Annotated in this window: 25 protein-coding genes; 11 read left to right on the plus strand and 14 right to left on the minus strand. The window is 64.4% G+C overall.

Annotation, left to right across the window (positions count from 1 at the left end; genetic code table 11):
* Positions 1-16 precede the first annotated feature (16 nt).
* The 6 genes from AC1M2K_RS11705 to AC1M2K_RS11730 form a co-directional block, all read right to left on the minus strand.
* On the minus strand, positions 17-496 hold the full coding sequence (locus tag AC1M2K_RS11705; RefSeq protein WP_480241111.1) for a hypothetical protein: 480 nt from the start codon (positions 494-496) through the stop codon (positions 17-19).
* 75 nt (positions 497-571) lie between these two features.
* Positions 572-901 carry a hypothetical protein gene (locus AC1M2K_RS11710; protein WP_480241112.1) on the minus strand — a complete coding sequence of 110 codons (330 nt, stop codon included), beginning with the start codon at positions 899-901 and terminating at the stop codon, positions 572-574.
* 87 nt (positions 902-988) lie between these two features.
* Entirely contained in the window at positions 989-1,246 is a 258-nt protein-coding gene (locus tag AC1M2K_RS11715) for a hypothetical protein (RefSeq protein WP_480241113.1), read from the minus strand.
* A 317-nt stretch (positions 1,247-1,563) separates the two neighbouring features.
* Positions 1,564-2,001, minus strand: coding sequence for a DUF1003 domain-containing protein (locus tag AC1M2K_RS11720; protein ID WP_480241114.1), 438 nt, complete (start codon positions 1,999-2,001; stop codon positions 1,564-1,566).
* A 416-nt stretch (positions 2,002-2,417) separates the two neighbouring features.
* Positions 2,418-2,861: a hypothetical protein gene (locus AC1M2K_RS11725; RefSeq protein WP_480241115.1), complete on the minus strand. Its 444-nt coding sequence runs from the start codon at positions 2,859-2,861 to the stop codon at positions 2,418-2,420.
* Positions 2,862-2,905: 44 nt separating this feature from the next.
* Positions 2,906-3,226 carry a hypothetical protein gene (locus AC1M2K_RS11730; protein ID WP_480241116.1) on the minus strand — a complete coding sequence of 107 codons (321 nt, stop codon included), beginning with the start codon at positions 3,224-3,226 and terminating at the stop codon, positions 2,906-2,908.
* A 183-nt stretch (positions 3,227-3,409) separates the two neighbouring features.
* On the opposite strand from AC1M2K_RS11730, the gene AC1M2K_RS11735 reads away from it, so the two are divergent.
* The 4 genes from AC1M2K_RS11735 (at position 3,410) to AC1M2K_RS11750 (ending at position 5,005) form a co-directional block, all read left to right on the plus strand.
* Complete coding sequence (locus AC1M2K_RS11735; protein ID WP_480241117.1) at positions 3,410-3,841, plus strand: hypothetical protein; 432 nt, start codon at positions 3,410-3,412, stop codon at positions 3,839-3,841.
* Between the two features lie 4 nt (positions 3,842-3,845).
* Complete coding sequence (locus AC1M2K_RS11740; RefSeq protein WP_480241118.1) at positions 3,846-4,307, plus strand: hypothetical protein; 462 nt, start codon at positions 3,846-3,848, stop codon at positions 4,305-4,307.
* A gap of 90 nt (positions 4,308-4,397) precedes the next feature.
* Complete coding sequence (locus tag AC1M2K_RS11745) at positions 4,398-4,586, plus strand: hypothetical protein (protein ID WP_480241119.1); 189 nt, start codon at positions 4,398-4,400, stop codon at positions 4,584-4,586.
* Complete coding sequence (locus tag AC1M2K_RS11750) at positions 4,583-5,005, plus strand: hypothetical protein (protein ID WP_480241120.1); 423 nt, start codon at positions 4,583-4,585, stop codon at positions 5,003-5,005. The genes AC1M2K_RS11745 and AC1M2K_RS11750 overlap by 4 nt, the downstream gene beginning before the upstream one ends.
* 31 nt (positions 5,006-5,036) lie before the next feature.
* On the opposite strand, the gene AC1M2K_RS11755 is transcribed toward AC1M2K_RS11750, so the two are convergent.
* A complete protein-coding gene (locus AC1M2K_RS11755) occupies positions 5,037-5,522 on the minus strand; it encodes a hypothetical protein (protein ID WP_480241121.1) in 486 nt (161 codons plus the stop codon).
* A gap of 161 nt (positions 5,523-5,683) precedes the next feature.
* Here AC1M2K_RS11755 and AC1M2K_RS11760 point away from each other — a divergent pair, with 161 nt between their 5' ends.
* The 7 genes from AC1M2K_RS11760 to AC1M2K_RS11790 all read left to right on the plus strand — a co-directional run bounded on the left by AC1M2K_RS11760 (position 5,684) and on the right by AC1M2K_RS11790 (position 9,491).
* Positions 5,684-6,118 carry a hypothetical protein gene (locus AC1M2K_RS11760; protein ID WP_480241122.1) on the plus strand — a complete coding sequence of 145 codons (435 nt, stop codon included), beginning with the start codon at positions 5,684-5,686 and terminating at the stop codon, positions 6,116-6,118.
* Complete coding sequence (locus AC1M2K_RS11765; RefSeq protein WP_480241123.1) at positions 6,115-6,423, plus strand: hypothetical protein; 309 nt, start codon at positions 6,115-6,117, stop codon at positions 6,421-6,423. The genes AC1M2K_RS11760 and AC1M2K_RS11765 overlap by 4 nt, the downstream gene beginning before the upstream one ends.
* 30 nt (positions 6,424-6,453) lie before the next feature.
* Positions 6,454-6,900 carry a hypothetical protein gene (locus tag AC1M2K_RS11770; RefSeq protein WP_480241124.1) on the plus strand — a complete coding sequence of 149 codons (447 nt, stop codon included), beginning with the start codon at positions 6,454-6,456 and terminating at the stop codon, positions 6,898-6,900.
* 78 nt (positions 6,901-6,978) lie between these two features.
* Positions 6,979-7,569 carry a hypothetical protein gene (locus AC1M2K_RS11775; protein ID WP_480241125.1) on the plus strand — a complete coding sequence of 197 codons (591 nt, stop codon included), beginning with the start codon at positions 6,979-6,981 and terminating at the stop codon, positions 7,567-7,569.
* Between the two features lie 289 nt (positions 7,570-7,858).
* Entirely contained in the window at positions 7,859-8,464 is a 606-nt protein-coding gene (locus AC1M2K_RS11780) for a hypothetical protein (RefSeq protein ID WP_480241126.1), read from the plus strand.
* A gap of 55 nt (positions 8,465-8,519) precedes the next feature.
* Complete coding sequence (locus AC1M2K_RS11785; protein ID WP_480241127.1) at positions 8,520-8,954, plus strand: hypothetical protein; 435 nt, start codon at positions 8,520-8,522, stop codon at positions 8,952-8,954.
* Positions 8,955-9,035: 81 nt separating this feature from the next.
* Positions 9,036-9,491: a hypothetical protein gene (locus AC1M2K_RS11790; protein ID WP_480241128.1), complete on the plus strand. Its 456-nt coding sequence runs from the start codon at positions 9,036-9,038 to the stop codon at positions 9,489-9,491.
* A gap of 84 nt (positions 9,492-9,575) precedes the next feature.
* On the opposite strand, the gene AC1M2K_RS11795 is transcribed toward AC1M2K_RS11790, so the two are convergent.
* From AC1M2K_RS11795 to AC1M2K_RS11825, 7 genes are all read right to left on the minus strand, one after another.
* On the minus strand, positions 9,576-11,057 hold the full coding sequence (locus tag AC1M2K_RS11795) for a trypsin-like serine peptidase (protein ID WP_480241734.1): 1,482 nt from the start codon (positions 11,055-11,057) through the stop codon (positions 9,576-9,578).
* 135 nt (positions 11,058-11,192) lie between these two features.
* Positions 11,193-12,095: a cation diffusion facilitator family transporter gene (locus AC1M2K_RS11800; protein WP_480241129.1), complete on the minus strand. Its 903-nt coding sequence runs from the start codon at positions 12,093-12,095 to the stop codon at positions 11,193-11,195.
* A gap of 21 nt (positions 12,096-12,116) precedes the next feature.
* Entirely contained in the window at positions 12,117-13,757 is a 1,641-nt protein-coding gene (locus tag AC1M2K_RS11805) for an MFS transporter (protein WP_480241130.1), read from the minus strand.
* Entirely contained in the window at positions 13,754-14,782 is a 1,029-nt protein-coding gene (gene glsA / locus AC1M2K_RS11810; protein WP_480241735.1) for a glutaminase A, read from the minus strand. The genes AC1M2K_RS11805 and glsA overlap by 4 nt, the downstream gene beginning before the upstream one ends.
* Positions 14,783-15,007: 225 nt before the next feature.
* A complete protein-coding gene (locus tag AC1M2K_RS11815; protein ID WP_480241131.1) occupies positions 15,008-15,487 on the minus strand; it encodes an SRPBCC family protein in 480 nt (159 codons plus the stop codon).
* Positions 15,488-15,512: 25 nt separating this feature from the next.
* Positions 15,513-15,875 (minus strand): hypothetical protein, encoded by a 363-nt coding sequence (locus tag AC1M2K_RS11820; protein WP_480241132.1) that lies wholly within the window; start codon positions 15,873-15,875, stop codon positions 15,513-15,515.
* A gap of 69 nt (positions 15,876-15,944) precedes the next feature.
* Positions 15,945-17,387: a DHA2 family efflux MFS transporter permease subunit gene (locus tag AC1M2K_RS11825; RefSeq protein WP_480241133.1), complete on the minus strand. Its 1,443-nt coding sequence runs from the start codon at positions 17,385-17,387 to the stop codon at positions 15,945-15,947.
* Between the last annotated feature and the right edge of the window lie 68 nt (positions 17,388-17,455).

The raw sequence follows: 17,455 nt of genomic DNA on the forward strand, positions 1-17,455 counted from the left end.
CCGTGAGACGTGTCGATCAGAGTTCGTAGATCGCGGCGACCTCATCCGACAGCAGCACCGTGTGTGGGAGGTCGCGCAGCGCCTCGGCGTCAACCGAAATTCCCCGCAACCGTGCGGCCTCCGCGTATTGTTCCCACGCAAATGAACTGGGTTCAGGTGCATCTGCTTGCACCAGGTCGAGAACTTCTGAGATCACATCGGCCGCGGGTCGCTTCCAAGAAACGGGCTCGACGAGCCGCCCCAGCTTGGACGCGGACACTCCGCGATCCATATCGAGACGAATCATCGATTCGTCCGACAGCCGGAAATACTGAGTCATCTTCATGCTCATGGAAGGCCTGAGGTTTTCTGGGGACGGGTCATCGAGTTCGCAAATGATCACCAGACCGGTCACTGACAGGTTCGAAATGTCGAACGGCAGACGATGAGCGGGCACGGTACGGGCCGACTCTGGTCGAATCGGTACGTATCGAGCCCGCTCATCGCTGTCCGTCATTGTGGGGCATAGCTTATGTCCTTCGCAGTCCCGTAGCGGCACCCACCGGGCCGCGCTGGCGGAACCCCTACTGCATCAGATCTTGCTGGAACGACTGCGCACAAAGAGAACGACTCCGGTGATCATCAACGCGATCCCGCTCGCTGCGATGACCGTTGCTGTCCGGGTAGGCTGCACGGAAATGTACCCACCTGCGCGCGCCGGGAATTGGCATGTGATGCCCAGTGGGACAAGGGACGGTTCGCCAGTGATCTCACCTTCGGGCAGAGCCTCTGGCGGGTACGGAGCTACGACCTGGCAGAAGAAGTCCGGGTTTCGGAGCCCCGTCCAGTAGTTGAAGAGCAACACGGCCAGGAAGATGACCAGACCCGCCACGAAGGTGACAGCGGCTGTTGATTTCTGCATGGTTCCCCCGGTGCCCAATTACGTCACACTAACGAATCGTGGCGATTTCCAAGTAACGCTCTACGCGACTCGGATCATCGGGAGCGCTTACTCGCTCGCGGCGACGTACCGGTGCGCTCGCACAACCAGAACAAACCCGAGGATCACACCGGTGAGTATCAGGCCAATCCCGGTAACGAGCGCTAACGTCTCGTCCGGCAACGAGTATGAGTTTCCGCTGACCTGGTCCATGAACTCGCCGTAGGCGTTTAGCCGGACCGCGAGGTTCGCGAGAACCGCCCAGCCAGCGATCACCGCAGCGGCAGCGATGCACCAGGCGATCACACGAGTCTTCGACGACAGCATCCGCCCAGTATCCCGGGCAGAGACGGCAGCCACAAGTACGAGGTGCGGACGAGGAACCCTCAGCGGGAACCCTCAGTGGTGACGATTGATCGCACGAGTGCGTAAGACCTTCCTCGAGCTCGGTGAAAGGGAGCCCCGTTTCCAGCACCGAATCCTGATCGCATAACTCAAGCCCCGTTGAGCCGTGCCGCCCTTGACCCGATCCGCCCGTAAATCGGACCCCGGACACCACCCTGCGGCTAGGGCAGTCCAACCGCTAGAACTCCGTCGCCGTCCATCTGAACTGCCGACACGCATATTGGAGGGTAAAGGGTGAGTCAGGCACCCGGGCTCCGGTCCACACCCGGGCCTCCCGCGGTCGCGAGGCTTTTTAGCTCGTGCAGGAGTTCCAGTTGCTGGTTGTTGACCTTCATCAAAAGTTTGATCTCTGCTTCTGCTCTCACATTGGTCTCGTAGTCGTCCTGCGCCTTCGCCGCGGCGATCGCGTCCTGGCGCTTGGCAGCGATAAGCAGGATGGCGCCTTGGAGCCCGGCCAGCATGGAAAGCAAGAGGTTCAAGAGAATATAGGGATACGGGTCCCAAGCGTTCTTCGCCAGCAGCCAGGTATTGATGGCGGCCCAAATCAGCATGAAACCGATGAAGCTTCCCACGAAGGGCCAGCTCCCCATGCCGTTGCGCATGACATCGGCGGCCCGCTCGCCCCGAGTCAGGGATGCTTTGTGCTTGTCGTGCCAGGTCTGTACTCGACTATTCATGCCTCAGAGTAGTCCCGGCGGTTCAGGAATCGCCTGCCCAACCCGGTGCAAAGGACCCACCAGCCGACCAGGCCGACGAGGAGCAGACGGACCCCTTGCCGAGCAAAGACAGCAGGGATTTTATGGAAGCGGATCCGGCTGCTGGAGCGGGAAGTCGAGGTCCTGCGCCAGGGGCACGCGTAACCTCCGGCGGGGACCACGGTTTCTGTAGGAGCCAGCGTCGGCAGTGGCCCCGCTCCTAGCGGGATCGTCCATCGCAGAACGCCGGAAGGACGGAAGGTTCGAGGGAGCGCCAGCGACGCAGGGACGAGGCGACCGAGGAACGAGGGCGCCGGTGCTCTTCCGCTACCGCGGGAAGATCGTCGGCACCGGGGCGGCGCGCGAGGTGAGGGCGGTTGCGGCTACCCCCGGCCGGGTCAGACGATGAGGTCGACCCAGCGCGGCCGGAGGCGGCGCGCACCGAGGTTCACGATCCCGAGCCGTGACCGCTCCGCCAGACGAGCGAGCGTCGCGGTCATCGCCGGGTCCAGCTGTCCGGACGTGAGCATCAGCTGGTGCTCACCGAATACGGGAATGACTGGCTGTGGTTCGTCTCCGGCGTCTTCGATCAGCCGGGACATCTCCCACGAGAGCTTGTCGGCCTCGCTCGGCGCGACCCGGATCTCGACACCGTACTTTGCGCAGAGGTTCTCGATCGTCTCGGCGTACCAGTTGCGACCGTACTGGTCTGGTCTCGCGCCGTACTCGCCGAAGTGGTACAGCGTTGGGACCCCGCGCCCAGACAGCTCCCGGAGGATGCGCTCCCCGAGGCCATGGTTCGCTCGCCAGTCGCGGGTGATGGCGACGATCGTCTTAGTCATGCGGTCAGCGTAGGGGTGGCCGCCGACTTCAGCGACGACTCGTTCTAGGCTGCGTCGCCGCCCTCAGCCAGCAGCCGTCGCGCTTGCGTGCGTTCCCCGCCGACGGGCTTGGGATCATTCCTCCGCTTCCACCTGCGGTGCTCCTGGGCCACTCTGTAGACCCCGTAATCGATGGAGGCGATGAGCCAGCACGCGAACGAACCGAGCATGACCCACATGAGCAGCCAAAAGTCTTGACTGCCTAGAAAGTGGAGGGTCCCCCAGAACACGTGGCCGAGGAAACCGGCGACCCCGAGGATCGTCCAGAAGAGCTCGCGGCGGGGCATCGTCGTGAGCGCGGACCAGACGCGGGAGTGAAGGGGCATGGGGCTGATGATACCGGCGGCCACCGACCGGGAAGGCGAGGACGTCAGGACGGAGCGCCCCGTTTGTGGGCTGCGCTTGACCGCCAAGCCCACATAGGCTCGTCGGTTGCGGTCGTAGAATTCCGCGCCGCATGTGCTGATCACTGAACCCCGATTCACCCATCCATCAAGAGAGGTACGGCCGTGCCCTGGAAGCCCCGTCGGCCGGACGGTCATGTCGTCCCCGCGCACCTCGTCGTATTCGACAACACCGTCGGACGCCTCCTTCACGACGGCGTGCCTGTGGGATACGTCTCCTTCCGGTTGCGCATGACCGCGACACGAACCAGCGGCGCACTCTGGTGGAGCCGGTTCTCTGAGCCGTTCTACATCCTCGAGTCGATGGACTGGCTTCGCCCGGGTGGTCCAGACGAACGCGTCAACGACTGGTCCTTCACGGCCTCAGGACCGGGTGAGGTAGAAGTGGACCTCTGGCCGGTGGCCCCTTGGATGCTCGAGATCGACCACGAGCCGACAGGTACTGAAGAGGACGACGAACCCGTCCAGCTGCGAATCGAATTCCTCACCGGTGCGCAACGGGACGACGCGTGGGAACGCTTCGGGTGGGGTGATTGACCGGATGCCCGATGAGACTGCGGCCGACCCGATGTACCCCGAATTCGAACTGGCGGTCAATGAGTTCGAACGTTTCCTGTTTCCGCTCGTCGGCGGAGTGGCGAAGCTCAAACGCTGGTCGCCCAACGAAGTGATTCGCGCACTCGACGTGGTTCCCTACAACCCGCAGGCATGCCCTATCGGAATCCTCGCGGAACAGTTCCTTCACATCCGGATCGGCGGTGACAATTGGGAACTCGGCTATGACGACGACGACATCGACTTGGCGAAGAAGCTCCTCGAAGGAGCGATCGCTGGCAGGGTTACCGAGCGAAGTGCACTTGGTCGGTCGGCAGTGACGGTTGAGCTCGCCGACGGCACCCCCGAAACGACGGTCAACCTCGAAGGCTGTCTCACGCTGCTCGTTCCGCAACCAGGGTGGCTTCGGTGGGGACGGCTCAAGACATACGAGCCATACGGGCTGTAGCCCTTGAGGGCCAGCGGTACAACACCCGGCGGCCACCGACCGGGTTTCGACCCCAGTGCACCCATCCTGCCGGTCTGCTAGACAGAGGCCATGACGAAGAGGCAGCCCGACTCGGCAAGGTACCTCTTTGTCATGGGTTGCTTGAATGGGGTGCTCGCCATCTTCGGCGTCCTTATCCCGTTCCTTCCCCTCGCAATCTGGGGAGCGATCGCGGCGGCGACCTTCTTCATCTGGGCGGCCATCCGTCGCAAGTGCGAGACTCAGGAGCGTGAGTCATGAGCCCCCGCCTCACAGGCATCCTCGTCATGATCGCCGCCATCGGCCTGGCCATCTTCGGCGGCACCCTGTTTCAGTACGGTTGGGCAGGCATCCTCGGCGCAGTCCTCATCGTCGGCGCCTCGATCCTCTTCGCCGTCGGTGCTGTCTGGACGTTGAGGAAGTCGTGGACGGACAAAACTTGGCCGCCGAATACGTCCGTCGATGCTGCCAAAGCCAAACGCCGGCTGCGGGTGATCGCTGTGGTCTCGTGCTGGGCCGGCACTCTCATAATCGGAGCTGCGATCGCTCTGATGGTTATCGACGGGTCATTCTGGCGGCACGCTGTCAACCTGCTGGTGGGCGTCATCACGCTGGGCAACGGGATAAACCTGTTGCGGGTGCTGAGCCATCCGCCGAAGCACGACTTCTGGACGTCATAGATCCCGCTCGGGACCGCGAATCCTCGAGTGCCTAGCCGCTCATCGCCTTGTGCAAGCACCCCAGCACCGGCACGCGAGTGGGGTCGAGGTTCGCCTCATTCGTCACCGGGGCATCCGAGTACATCTGGGCACCGCCGTCGTTGGTGGACCAGATCTTGCCTTCGAACGGGTCTGCGGTGACGTCACCGAGGGTTGCCCAGATGGCGGCGACGTCTTCCTGGGCCGGGTCGGTGATGTCCACGTTTCCCGCCACGTGAGTGAAACCTGATTCCTCGTCGAACAGGGCGGCGCCGACGGTCAGCGTGGCGTCCATCCCTTTCGCGGCCACGAGGTCCTTCAGTGCGGTCAGGAGCGACGGGGAGATCTCCTGGCACTGTGGGCCTGCCTGTTTCGCGGGCTTCGCCGCCTGGGTCGACGTTGGGGTCGGTGCCGCGGTGACCGGGCTGCACCCTGACAAGGCGAGCATGACAATCGCAGCTGCCAGCACAGCGCGGCTGATCGTTGAACGGGTCGGCACGGATCGTCTCCTCACGGGCGGTCGAGCCTCAAGGCCTCGATTGCGCACGTGACCGGGTGGTTCCGGCGCTGGCTTCAACCTAGCTGGAGGATCCGACGTTCGGCCAGCAAGATCTCGGAACCGTTACCCGGAGGGTCTGAGCCACCCGGTATGGTGACGACATGACGATGCCGCAGGCGAGGAAACCGAAGGGCGGAACGTCATGGGTGGCTGTGGTCGCAATGTCCATCGTCGTGCTGTTCTTCGGCCTTGTTGCGATCTTCATGTTTTCGCTGACGGGTCTCGTTCTGATCGATGGCAAGTTCGTCGAAAGTCAGATGTACGACCAAGGGGAGGCGGGCGCCGGGTACGTCTTGGCTCTCATCCCGGCGGGGCTGGGCATCGGCGGCCTGATCTTCACCTACGCCTACGCGCTGGACCCGCTGATGCCCCGGAACAGACGTGCCCTCATCATCTCCGGCGTCGGGGGAGTCATCTTGGTGGTGCTCGTGATGGCGGCCGGGTTTCTGCTGCAAGGCAGAGAGTCTGCCTTCACCGTCGAGAAGGTCGCTGGTCATGACCGGCTCGCGTGCTCACACGGAGGATGGACAGCATGACGCAGCCGCACGCACTCCCGCCGCGGGACCGGGCGAGCCGCCATGCGGACGTCATTGCGGATGATCAGCCTGATGACCTGGACGTCCTGATCGTCGCGGGGACGGGGGAGTTCGACGACGAACCCGCCCGGCGGTCCGTTGTTCGGTTCTCGGTCACCGTGGCGGTGTTCCTCGTCCTCGCGGTCCTTCTCGTCTACCTCCCGGCGTTCGCGATCATGGCGTGGTTCGAGTCGCAGCGTATCGTCTGTGGCCCGTTCGACGAGCAGGGTCCGTGGTGCGGACAGATCTTCTACTGGGCTGGCTGATCGACCTCGAATCAACACGATGGAGTGGGCATGAACCGTTTGACGATCTGGCGCAGTGGAATGACAGGGTCAGTGGACAAAGGTCAACGACGTCCGCGTGCGTCGATGGCGGCGGTCGCACTCGCCGTACTCCTCGGAACGACGGCCTGCACGGTTCCATCGACCGCAGCACCAGGTGTCGACGGCGCCGCTTCGTCAACACCGGCGATCTCCGCCGAGGACCTGGCCCTCATCACCGTTGAACTCGACACGGGTGAGCGCGAGTTGTGCAGCAACCCTGACATCGCCGAACGTATCGAAGCGGCGAAGGCCAGCACGGGCGAGAGCATGGCGACCAGCGCACTCGTCCCACCGCAGGACGTCTTCGAAGCGAGCGGGTCATGGGAGGCGGCCGTCAAGCAGAAAGAACGCTGGGACGACCTCACACCATACGATCGGCTGTTCAACCTCTGCATGCTCGAACCGTGGCGGTCGTAGATGGAACCGGAACCGTCGCGTAGGGAGGCTCACCCGCACCGCTATGTTGACGAAGTGCCGAGATCATCCGGTCCCGTCATGCGGAACAGGATGATCCTTCGTGCCGGGTCGAAGGCGCCAGCTTTGCCGACGAACGTCGACGAGCTCGCAGCGGCCGCCGCGGGCATGGAGATTGAGGATGCGCCCGTTCGCCGTACCGTCACACAGATCTTGGTCGCCGTCGTTGTGAGCGTGATCGTTCTGATCCTGCTCGTCCACGTCTCGTCACAGTGGGCCTTGTCTCAGGCGCTCGGTCATTTGGGCAGGATCCCGTGCTACGGCCCGACCTGCGTGCAGATTCCGCTGTCCGAAATCGAATCGGCGACGGACGTCGACTTCCCTGAGGGTTCCATCGTCGAAACGTCAACTCAGAAGCCCGGACTTCTCGGCAACTATGAAATCGTCGACTTCGAGGTCAGGATCCCGGCCGGCCTTCCAGTGCCGGAAGGATCGAGCCCGTGGGTGAGTGAACCGGGCCCGGGAACCGAGGTGCCGACGTACATCCAGATCCTCAAGGATCGGGGGCAGCTCAGTGACATCCGCTGGATGGGCGTGTGGGTCACCGGAGTGGAAGCGAACGGCGATTCGATCGTGCTCGGCACCTACGGGTTCGAGGAGCCGGCCTGGTAGGCGTGGAGGGGCGCCTGCGATCACAAGCCACGCAAGGGTCAGTGCTATCGGACGGGAAGTCCGGTGCTCTGGACCGCGGACGGTCTGGCTGCTAGCTTGAGCACGCACCCGGAAAGGGTGGGTGACTGGGGGAAACGTGCGTCGATCGAAGGCTGTTTTGTCAGCGGTGGCAGTTTTGTCGGCTGGCGTTCTGTTCTCGGTATCGGGCTGCGCGGCGAAGCAGACCCCGAATGCAACAGGAACACCTGCCGCCGCAGTCGGGAGTGGCACGGACAGCTCGTGGCCAGTCGTGGCTCTCAGCGGTGGAGGGGAGCTCGTCGAGAGTGTCACAGTACCCAAGGGGGCGAATTCGCTCCAGGTCGAGTTCGCTTGCACAAGCGGCGTTTTCCTGATCGGCTTCGGCGGGCAGATGGCGGGAGATCGTCACGGACCTTGTGGCGGGGCACGAACCTACATCGTTCCAGTAACGCACACCAAGAATCTCAGGCTCACGGCAACGTTGTTCGACGAAGACGCAACATTCGCTCTGACTGGATCGTTCGTCCGGACCAAAACGGTCCCGGATCCCATCAAAGCCGCTGACTGCGAGGTTCTCTCGACAATTCAAACCTCGCTCTTCAACGCCAGCGAAGGTCTCAAGGTTGGCGACATCGATGCCGACGACTGGCTGGCGATCCTTGAGCAGACCCGGACGGACTTAACGGAGCTCAGCGACAACCCGAGCGGACTGATAGGTCAGCAGGTGCCAGCCCTGACCCAAGCGCTCGCGGGTGACTACGCGACTGCCGACACCCTCCTCGCGAACAAGCCGTTTATGGCTGCGTCGGACATCACCACCCAGGTGTGTGACGACAACGGGACGCCGGTCACCATCATGGCCGAATACGGCGGGTGAATTGATCGTGCGTTCGGGGGCCACACGGTGCGGGCAGGTGGGCGAAGGAATCGCTGTGACCCGTTCAGCCCCGTGGCGCATCGGAGCGCTCACCGTGATGGCTCTCATGTTGAGCGGATGTGCGGCGGTCGACGCGCCCGCATACGCGGAGCTGTCAGACCCGTCAACCGACGAGGACCTCCTTCCCATCGGTCTCGGGGATGGACTCGACATCGAAGAGGACTCGGTCAGGCTCGTCGGCGAGTACGACGGAGCATCGTTCTACCTCGCGAAGTACGGCAACCCGAACATGGACGCCGGGGTCTGCATCCTGGTTTCAGCAGACAATGCTGACGTCGGAGATGCCGCGGCCTGCGGCGACGGGCAGATCAGGAGCACCTGGCCAACCTGGGGAACAGCCCGCTACGAGAGGGAGCCCATCGTCGAGTCAGAGCTCGACGAGGGTTGGATCCTGATCTCGGAGAACCTGATGTTCCGTCCGACGCTGTGACCCAAGGCTCCTCTCTGAGCGTCGGTCCACACCGGGTGAGCCGATCTCCATTTCGTCAGACGCCGTCGGCAGACTGAGACCATGCCTGTTCTCATTCCGTGTCCGACCTGCCATCAGGAGGTCACCGTCATCCGTGGCGGTTACGTCCGCGAGCACCTGGTCGACGGCGCACCGTGCACCTTCACTCGGACCGCTCATTCAGCGGGATCACGGGGGCCGCAGATGACCCCGGAGCAGAAGCAGGCCGCCGCCGACGAACGGGCCCGGAAGCGCGCGGTGCAGAAGGCGCAGAATGCAGCCGCGGCCGCCAAGAAGAAACCGGCCACTGTGAAGCCGAAGAAGGCCGGGATCGAATGCCCGGTCTGCGGTCGCACCGTCGGCGGTAAACCTGACCGTCTCGCTGCACACCAGAAACCGACCACCGGGCGTTGGTGCTCCGGCGGAGTCGAACCGTCCGAGAAGCAGCGGAACGCCAGCAAGAAGAAGCGGAGCGTCTGGACTGTGTCCGGGGGACTGCCGGGGCTAGGGAAGTGGTGAGACCTGAAGCTAGTGTGGCGGGATGACCATGCCGCCGGAGGCTACGAACCTGTCTCCCTGGGGCAACCCGGCCGCCCCTGTGGGTCACCGCTCGCGTGGGATGTCGATCTTCTTCACCGGGGTCGGGTTACCTGCCGCGTCCATGCCGTACACACAGTACGTCGCGGGCAGGTCCTCATCCAGAATGGTAAGCGGAGCGATGAACAGGTCTTGGAACGCGGCCGTCTCGTCGCAGTCAATGTCATCCGGGTCACCCCAGGTGAAACGCACGGTTGAGATCTCGGGCGGGTTCAGATGCGGGCGCACCAGCATCGCCCCTTCACCGACGGGTTCGACCGTGGCGTCGGCCGCGAAGATCGGCGGTGTTCGATCGACGTCGAAGAGGACGGAGGCTGCGCCGGCGTAGTCGTCGCCGACAACGGCGCAGAACACGTAATGTCCTTCCTTTTCAGGAAGGGTGACCGGGACGATAGTGCCGTCCTCCCACGGCTCGCCAGCAGCACGGAATGCGACATCCTGCGCCGACGTATAGGTGTCCGGCGAGAGGCACGCGGCTCCGTCATCCAGTGGGACGAGCGCCGTGCGCGCGGTTCCGGAGTCCGTGCCAGCAAGCGACACTTCCGGGACCTGGCCGACCGCGTTCGCGACCTGGCCGCCACGGAAGCTGCCACCTCCACGGGTCGCCCACACTGACGACGTTTCGAGCGGGCATTCACCGCCCAGCGTGAACACACCGGCAGTGTTGAAGCACCGGTTGACACCGGCAACGGAGACGCCGTAGCTGGTTTCCTCAACCATTTCGGCGCCATCCGGCGTCACTTGGCAGGGACGGTTGATGGAGCACGCGCCGCCGTCGGCGGCTGTCACACCCCAGGAGGTCGTGTTGATCACCGACACGATAGAGGTGGGCGCCCCGGTGTCGTCGACGGTGAGGAGCGGTGACCCGGACGACCCCTGGATGATGCCGGGGCAGTCGTTCGACCATGCCCCGGACCACAGCCAGGACGACTCGATGAGGGTGTGCTGCTCGCCGAGGGTGCATTCACCCCGTCGGAGCACCCAGTCTTCCGGGTCGAGTTCCTGCACAGGAACGCCAATGTTCACCACGGACTCTCCGGTGTCCGGCTCCTCCTCAGCGATCGGGACAGGCTGGACGCCCAGCTGTTCGAGTTCGCCGAGGGTGCTGTCAAGTCGGACGATGGCGATGTCTCGACCACGCATCGTCGAGTACTCGAGCACCTCCGCCTCGACGGGTACGACGGCGTCGCTTCCTGCGGCGGCGAAGAAGTCAGCGGGACCGAACCACTCCTCGCCGACGGTGACGCCCTGGGAACTGCGGCCGATGTCGCCGGTGCAGTGCCCGTTCGTCAGGATGTAGGCGGGAGCGTCTGCGGCCCCGGTGTCGATGAATGTGCCGGTGCAGTTGGATCCCATGTTCAGGCGTGCGACACCGCTGAACGCTGCAAGGTCGGAAAGGGGGAGCGGGTCAGCGACCTGCGGCAGCCGCGAGTCGTCCGGCTCCCCAGTCGGGTCAGGCGAAGGCGACGGGAAGCATGCTGAGAGCATCAAGGCGCAGCCAGCCAACGCGACCACACCAACGACTCGGCCCTCGTGATGCTTTGCGATCTTGACCACTGAGCCCCCGAACCAGTCGACGCGATGCACTCAGCATGCCAGCTTGGGGTGGATCCGCGATAGGTCTCAGTCGATGAGCCCAGGGTCCGTCGTCAAAGCCACGGTGGCCCACACCTCCAGACCCACGTGGGCCAGTCCGTCGATGACCGCATGCCGTACGTCGTCCTCATCGCTCACGTCCCACTGGGACGCCGCGACCACGAAGTCCACCTCGACGTACAGCTTTCGTCCGACTTTGCTGGAACGAATAATGGGTTCACCGAGCTCGAACCGGTCCCGGACGAGTCCGACGACGCGGGCGATCTCCTCGGTCATCGCGCGGGGAGGAGCTCCTTCGAGCAGTTCGTTCAACCCCGAGCGAATCAACCGGATCGGGATGGGGGCGAGGATCACACAGGAGATGAGGACAAGCACCGGGTCGACGTACTGCACAACCTCTCGAAGGTCAGTCAGCTCGATAAGAATGGCGGCGATTGCACCTACGGTCATGACGACGCTGAGCACCGCGCCTGCACGCCACTGGGCGGATTCAGCCGCGACGAGGTCCGATCCGCGGGCCGTGCGCGGCAACCACCAGGCCACAAACGTTCCGACGGCCGCCGTGACAGCACCGTATGCCACGATGACGACCGGATTCACCTCGGTGCCTCCGTCGCGGATGATCACGACGGCGTCCCCAGCGGCATACAGCAGGGTCCCCGCGATGGCGACGCCTTGGATCGCTACGACGAACGGGGCGAGGGCATCCCGCCCGAACGGAAACCGGGTTGTCGGTCCCGCAGCTACGGCGGACGACGCCCGCAATGACGCCCACGACAAGATGAGCCCGATGAGCATGTAAGCGCCGTCGAAGATGATGATGCGGGTCCCGGAGAACATGCCCACGAGCAACGCGACGACGGCCAGCGCCATCGAGAACACGATCGACAGACGGAGGCTGCGCTGCTCCGCCTGCTCGCGTTCACGCATCCCCGTCACCGGTTTCCCCCGTCAGCGACTGGCGCTAGCGCGTTCTCCGGTGGCCACCGATTCCGGGATCTCCTGCGGTCGATACTTCGGGAGCCGGCTGGCGGGTACGATCGCGAGGGCGCTGACACCAGCGAGCACGAGCAAGCCGGTGCGCAGGGCGCTGAGGCGGGCATCCTCGTTCAGTGCAACAGCCGCGTCGACCTGCGCCGGGGAGGCATCGGTCTCGGAGAGCACGTCCTTGAGCCGGTCGTTGCTGACGAAGTTCGTGCTGTCCAAGTCCACCTGGGATACCAGGGACGGGGGAAGGTCGACGTTGCCGGCGAGTGCGCTGACGACATTCGCAGTGAGGATGCCGACGAGGAGGGCACCTGCCACGGCTGTTCCGACGGCCGACGCGAGGTTCTGAGTGGTGCCGCGGACGGAGCCGACGTCGCCGGCGAGCTCTTTCGGTGATGCTGTGACGAGAACGTTGAAGACGAGGGTGACGAGGGCGCCCTGGCCGATGCCGAAGACGACCAGGCCGAGGATCGTCGGGATGGTCTCCCAGTTGTTGGTCACGACGAACGACAGCCAGATCAACGCGATGGTCGTGAGCCCGAAGGAGAACATGCCGATGGTGCGCGGCGTGAACTTCTTGTAGAACCGCACGACCAAAGTCGCGGTGACGAAGACGGTGAGGTTGAACGGGAGCATCGCCAGGGACGTGTCGAACGGTGTGCGTCCCTGCACGATCTGGATGTAGAGCGGCACGGTGAAGTTCAGTGCGGCTTCCATGAACACGACGATGAACATGGCGTAGACCGCGGCTCGTTCCCGCGAGGAACCGAACACAGACAGGCTCACCAGAGGGACATTGCCGGCCTTCGTGCGGCGGCGGGTCCAGAGGAAGAACAGCTGCACGAACACGACGCCGAGCACGATGAGGACCGGTGCGGGGGAGATTCCGGCGATGTCGAATGGGGCACCGGATGTCGCTTGCAACAGGCCCCAGGAGTTGAGGTTGTTGACCCCAAGGGTCAGCATCACGATTCCGGCACCGATAAGGATCGCGGCGACGACATCGATCTTGACGTCGGGGTTGCCCTTGTCGGAGCGGAGCCAGAAGCTGAGGATGAACACCGCGATCGCGAGGAGCAGGACGACGACGAACACTTGGCGCCAGCCGACGAGGGTGGCGAGGGTGCCGCCGATGAGGAAGGCGCTGACGCCGGCGAGGGCGCGTGCCGAGCCGAGGGAACCGATGGCGGTCGCCTGCTGGGCGCCGCGGTAGTTCTCGGCGATGAGGGCGACCAGCGACGGCACGATGATGGCGGCGGAAGCACCGGCAAGGGCCTGAGCGAAAATGACCCACCCGACGGAGGGGGCGAAGATCATAGTGACGGCGGAGACAGCGAACAGCGCAACCACGACGCGGAACACGACGATCCAGCCGATACGCTGACCAATCTTCGCGCCGACCATCACGAGAGCGGCGACGACGAGTCCGTAGGTGACGATCGCCGTGCTGACGTCGGTGGGTGGTACCCCGAATTCGTCGACCATGCCGCCGAGTGACACAGGGAGGGCGGATACGTTGTACGACATCAGGATCTGCGCCAGGAAGAGGCCGATCATCGGAACCCAGGAGGTGCGGTGCTCCGGCCGGGTTGTGACGGATGTCATCGTGTCTCCTCGTTGCTGCGGAACGCCGGCTTCGCCGACGTGAAGTGGGAATCGGATGCGAACACGTTCAGGCCGAGAGTTCTGGACAGGTACGCGGCGGCGATCTGGCCTCGGATGCTGTTTCCGGCGGAGTCCAGGCGCGGCGCGTAGGAGCCGATGCCGACCTTTCCGGGTGCGACCGTCACGAGACCGCCAGCGACTCCAGACTTGCCGGGCAGCCCGATCTCGAAAAGCCATTCACCAGAGCGTTCGTACAGCCCGTTCGCCGCGAGGACCGCCAAGGTGTCGCGGGCGACTTCGGCGGAGACCACGCGCGTTCCGGTGACGGGGTTCACGCCGCCGTCACCGAGGGTCGCTGCCATCACGGCCAGGTCGCGGGCGTCGACCGAGATGGCGCACTGGCGAGTGTAGACGTCGACCACCTCGACCGGGTCGTTAGTGATCCGTCCGTAGCTCTCGAGCAGGCGCGCGATCGCCCGGTTGCGCTGATTGGTTGCCGCCTCCGAGCGGTAGACGACCTCGTCGACATCGAGAGGTCGTCCGGCGAATGCGGACAAGCCGGCGAGAATGGCAGCCCATTTCTGTTCTGCCGTGTCTCCGGGCATGAGAGCCGTGGTGGCTAGAGCGCCGGCGTTCACCATCGGGTTCATCGGGTGGCCATCGTTGAGTTCGATTGCGACAACAGAATTGAACGCGAGCCCGGTGTTGTTCACCCCGACGACGTCGAGGACCTTCTCGTGGCCGAACTCCTCGCAGACGAGGGCGTAGACGAACGCCTTCGATATGGACTGAATGGAGAACCGGGTGCGGGTGTCGCCCAGTTCATGAAGGCCACCGTCGACATCGGCGATGCACAGGCCGAACGCATCAGGGTCGGCCTGCGCCAGGACCGGAATGTAATCCGCGACGACACCTTCATGGTGAGCCTCAGCTCGGTTGAAAGCTGCGATAAGGAGCTCATCAATGGTCGCTTTCGGAGGTACGGCCCCTGTGCCCGCCGCCTGTCCAACCCCGGCTACATCCAGATCCACTGCATCCCCGTTCGTCTCCAAGCCGATGCGACACAACTGAAACCTAGCGGATCGGCGGCTTTGTCGTCTTGCGGAACGCAAACTACGCGCAGCCGCTGCGCCTCGCTGGAGCTTCAACGCTCACTACCGCCCCTTTCTCCGGGGCGGGTAGTGAGCGTTCCGAGATTGGCGTTACCGTGTCCAGTGCAGTTCCGGGAGGCCAGACTGGGTAGCTCCGGACTAGACCGGCTCGGATGCGTCGAACGCCTGAGCCTCGTTCGCTTCACCCGCTGCCTTGAGTTTCTCGAGCCATGAGGTGAGTGAGAAGTCGAGCTGAGCCCCGAGTTCGTCGCGGGCGTCGTTGACGGGTGTGCCGGCGAATGACTCGGCGGTGGACACGAGCGTTCCGGCTGGCGTTGTCTCGAATGTCCATTCGTGGATACCCATGATGCCGCCGGCTTCGCCGCCCCAGAGGACACGTGTGCTCGAGTCGACGGCGTAGACAGTGGAGGTGACGGTGAACCCGAAACTCGTCCAGGTGAATGAGTCACCGACGGCGATGGGCGAGGGGCCGTTCGTGTCTGTGATGTCGTGCTGCCAGCTGGTCCATCGGTCCACGTTGGTGTGGAGTTCCCAGACCCGCTGGAGGGGTGCGTCGATGGTGATGCTGTGACGGACGACGACGGGGGCGGACTCGTTGATCGAGGTGGGTGTTGACATGAGGGTGATCTCCTTGGTTGGTTGTTCAGCGCTTGCGGCGGGTGTGGATCTTGATGATGAGAGCGGTGGAGAAGGCGACGATCAGGGCCACGAAGATGGGGCTGATGTCCTTGCTGAGGCTCTGTGCCCGGTCGGGGTTGAGGGCCCAGATCAGGAGTGGTGCGGCGTAGAGCGCCGCGAGTGTGCCCACCCACCATCGCAACGCCCGGCTGCGGGCGTCCCGGAGGGTTGCGATGAGCGCGATGACGACGGGTACGACGGCGAGGAGCGCGAACTGACCGAGGATCAGCAGCGGGATCGCCCAGGCGGAGACGGTGATCGCAGGGTGGGCTCGGCGGAGTTTCTGCGGTCGTGTGGAAGGGGTCGTGGTGGGCGTCTGAATGGGCATGGTTGTTCTCGTTTTCTGTGATTGGGTGTGGCTTGGGTGTTGGGCCCGACCCGGTCGGCCGGGTCGGGTTTACTGGCTCTGGCGTGTGGTGTGTACGCGGGTCGCGATGGCGGCTCCGATGAGGGCGAAGACGGCGGCTCCGAGGAACACCCAGGAGAACCCGGAGGTGAGGGCATCCGGGGTTGCGATGCCCGTGGCTTCCAGGGCGGCGGTGCGGGCCGTAGCGATTGACGCAAGGATGGCGAGGCCCAGTGCGCCGCCGATCTGCTGGCTGGTGTTGATGAGTCCACCCGCGAGGCCGGCCTCGCCCCCGTCAGTGCCGTCGACGGCGAGCTGGGTTCCCGTCACGAACGCGCCGCCGAGGCCGACACCAACGACGATGCTCGGTCCGAGGATGTGAAGCACAAAGCTCGCGTCGCTGGGCGCGGTTGCGAGCCAGACCAGGCCAGCGGCAAGGATCACGAGGGAACCGATGAGGGTGCTTTTCAATCCGACTTTGGCGACGACGGTGGGGGCGAGACCGGCGACGATGACGAGCGCACCGGCGAGCGGGAGCTGGGTGAGGCCGGCAGCGAGGGCGTCGTAGTGCAGGACGGCCTGCATGTAGACGGACAGTGCGAAGAAGAGCGCCACCATAGCGGCCCCGAGGAGCAGCATGGCGAGGTTGCCGACGGTGAGGTTGCGGTTGCGGAAGACGGTGAGGGGGACGAGGGGGTTCGCCGTGCGTCGCTCGATCAGCACGAACGAGATCCCGAGGATGACAGCCAGAGCGAGAAGGCCGATGGTGAGCGGGTTGGTGAAGCCGACCTGTTCGGCGGCGCTGAACGCGCCGACTGTAGCGACGAGGGAGCCGGTGATGGTGGCGGCTCCGGGGTAGTCGAGGCGTGAAGGTGTGCTCGCCGGGTCGCGGGTGATGAGGGTCGGGATGAGAGCGACTACGAGGATTCCGATGGGCACGTTGACGTAGAACACGGCCTGCCAGCCGATGGCTGCGGTCAGGACGCCGCCGAGCAGCACGCCGGCTGCGGAGCCGATGCCGGCGACGGCACCCCAGATGCCGAGTGCCTTCGTGCGGTCGGCTGCGGTGGGAAACAGCTGAGTGACGAGGGCGAGGGCTGCCGGGGCGAGGAGGGCTGCGGATGCTCCCTGGATGGCGCGGGCGCCGAGGAGCATGGCACTGGTGGTGGAGAGTCCGGCGAGCATAGATGCGGCAACGAAGCCGATGGTGCCGATCAGGAAGAGCTTGCGGTGTCCGTAGCGGTCCGCGAGTCGGCCGCCTAGGAGTAGCAGGCCGCCGAATGGCAGGACGTACGCCGTGATGACCCAGGCCAGTGCCACGGTGTCCATGCCGAGCTGGGCACCGAGGACGGGTAGGGCGATGTTGACGATGGAGGCATCGAGAACGACGAGGAACTGGGCCAGAGCGAGGATACTCAGGGCGAGCCAGCGGCGGGTGCTCCGGGTGGCGGATGCGGGCGCTGAAGCGGCCGGACTTGTGGCTGTGGTGGTCATAGTGCTGCTCCTTTCGATTTGATGGGTGCTGGCCGGAGCCTGCGGTGCTGCGGTGCTGTTCTCGCTCA

This window comes from Mycetocola sp. Y171, from assembly GCF_056713165.1.

Bases quoted from the DNA above. Each gene is read 5' to 3' on its own strand.
- AC1M2K_RS11715 (WP_480241113.1), bottom strand. From the start codon at position 1,246: ATGCTGTCGTCGAAGACTCGTGTGATCGCCTGGTGCATCGCTGCCGCT.
- AC1M2K_RS11770 (WP_480241124.1), top strand. From the start codon at position 6,454: ATGAACCGTTTGACGATCTGGCGCAGTGGAATGACAGGGTCAGTGGAC.
- AC1M2K_RS11805 (WP_480241130.1), bottom strand. From the start codon at position 13,757: ATGACATCCGTCACAACCCGGCCGGAGCACCGCACCTCCTGGGTTCCG.
- AC1M2K_RS11760 (WP_480241122.1), top strand. From the start codon at position 5,684: ATGACGATGCCGCAGGCGAGGAAACCGAAGGGCGGAACGTCATGGGTG.
- AC1M2K_RS11825 (WP_480241133.1), bottom strand. From the start codon at position 17,387: ATGACCACCACAGCCACAAGTCCGGCCGCTTCAGCGCCCGCATCCGCC.
- AC1M2K_RS11750 (WP_480241120.1), top strand. From the start codon at position 4,583: ATGAGCCCCCGCCTCACAGGCATCCTCGTCATGATCGCCGCCATCGGC.
- AC1M2K_RS11775 (WP_480241125.1), top strand. From the start codon at position 6,979: ATGCGGAACAGGATGATCCTTCGTGCCGGGTCGAAGGCGCCAGCTTTG.
- AC1M2K_RS11725 (WP_480241115.1), bottom strand. From the start codon at position 2,861: ATGACTAAGACGATCGTCGCCATCACCCGCGACTGGCGAGCGAACCAT.
- AC1M2K_RS11820 (WP_480241132.1), bottom strand. From the start codon at position 15,875: ATGCCCATTCAGACGCCCACCACGACCCCTTCCACACGACCGCAGAAA.
- AC1M2K_RS11795 (WP_480241734.1), bottom strand. From the start codon at position 11,057: ATGCTCTCAGCATGCTTCCCGTCGCCTTCGCCTGACCCGACTGGGGAG.
- AC1M2K_RS11765 (WP_480241123.1), top strand. From the start codon at position 6,115: ATGACGCAGCCGCACGCACTCCCGCCGCGGGACCGGGCGAGCCGCCAT.
- AC1M2K_RS11710 (WP_480241112.1), bottom strand. From the start codon at position 901: ATGCAGAAATCAACAGCCGCTGTCACCTTCGTGGCGGGTCTGGTCATC.
- AC1M2K_RS11705 (WP_480241111.1), bottom strand. From the start codon at position 496: ATGACGGACAGCGATGAGCGGGCTCGATACGTACCGATTCGACCAGAG.
- AC1M2K_RS11815 (WP_480241131.1), bottom strand. From the start codon at position 15,487: ATGTCAACACCCACCTCGATCAACGAGTCCGCCCCCGTCGTCGTCCGT.
- AC1M2K_RS11790 (WP_480241128.1), top strand. From the start codon at position 9,036: ATGCCTGTTCTCATTCCGTGTCCGACCTGCCATCAGGAGGTCACCGTC.
- AC1M2K_RS11745 (WP_480241119.1), top strand. From the start codon at position 4,398: ATGACGAAGAGGCAGCCCGACTCGGCAAGGTACCTCTTTGTCATGGGT.
- AC1M2K_RS11720 (WP_480241114.1), bottom strand. From the start codon at position 2,001: ATGAATAGTCGAGTACAGACCTGGCACGACAAGCACAAAGCATCCCTG.
- AC1M2K_RS11730 (WP_480241116.1), bottom strand. From the start codon at position 3,226: ATGCCCCTTCACTCCCGCGTCTGGTCCGCGCTCACGACGATGCCCCGC.
- AC1M2K_RS11740 (WP_480241118.1), top strand. From the start codon at position 3,846: ATGCCCGATGAGACTGCGGCCGACCCGATGTACCCCGAATTCGAACTG.
- AC1M2K_RS11800 (WP_480241129.1), bottom strand. From the start codon at position 12,095: ATGCGTGAACGCGAGCAGGCGGAGCAGCGCAGCCTCCGTCTGTCGATC.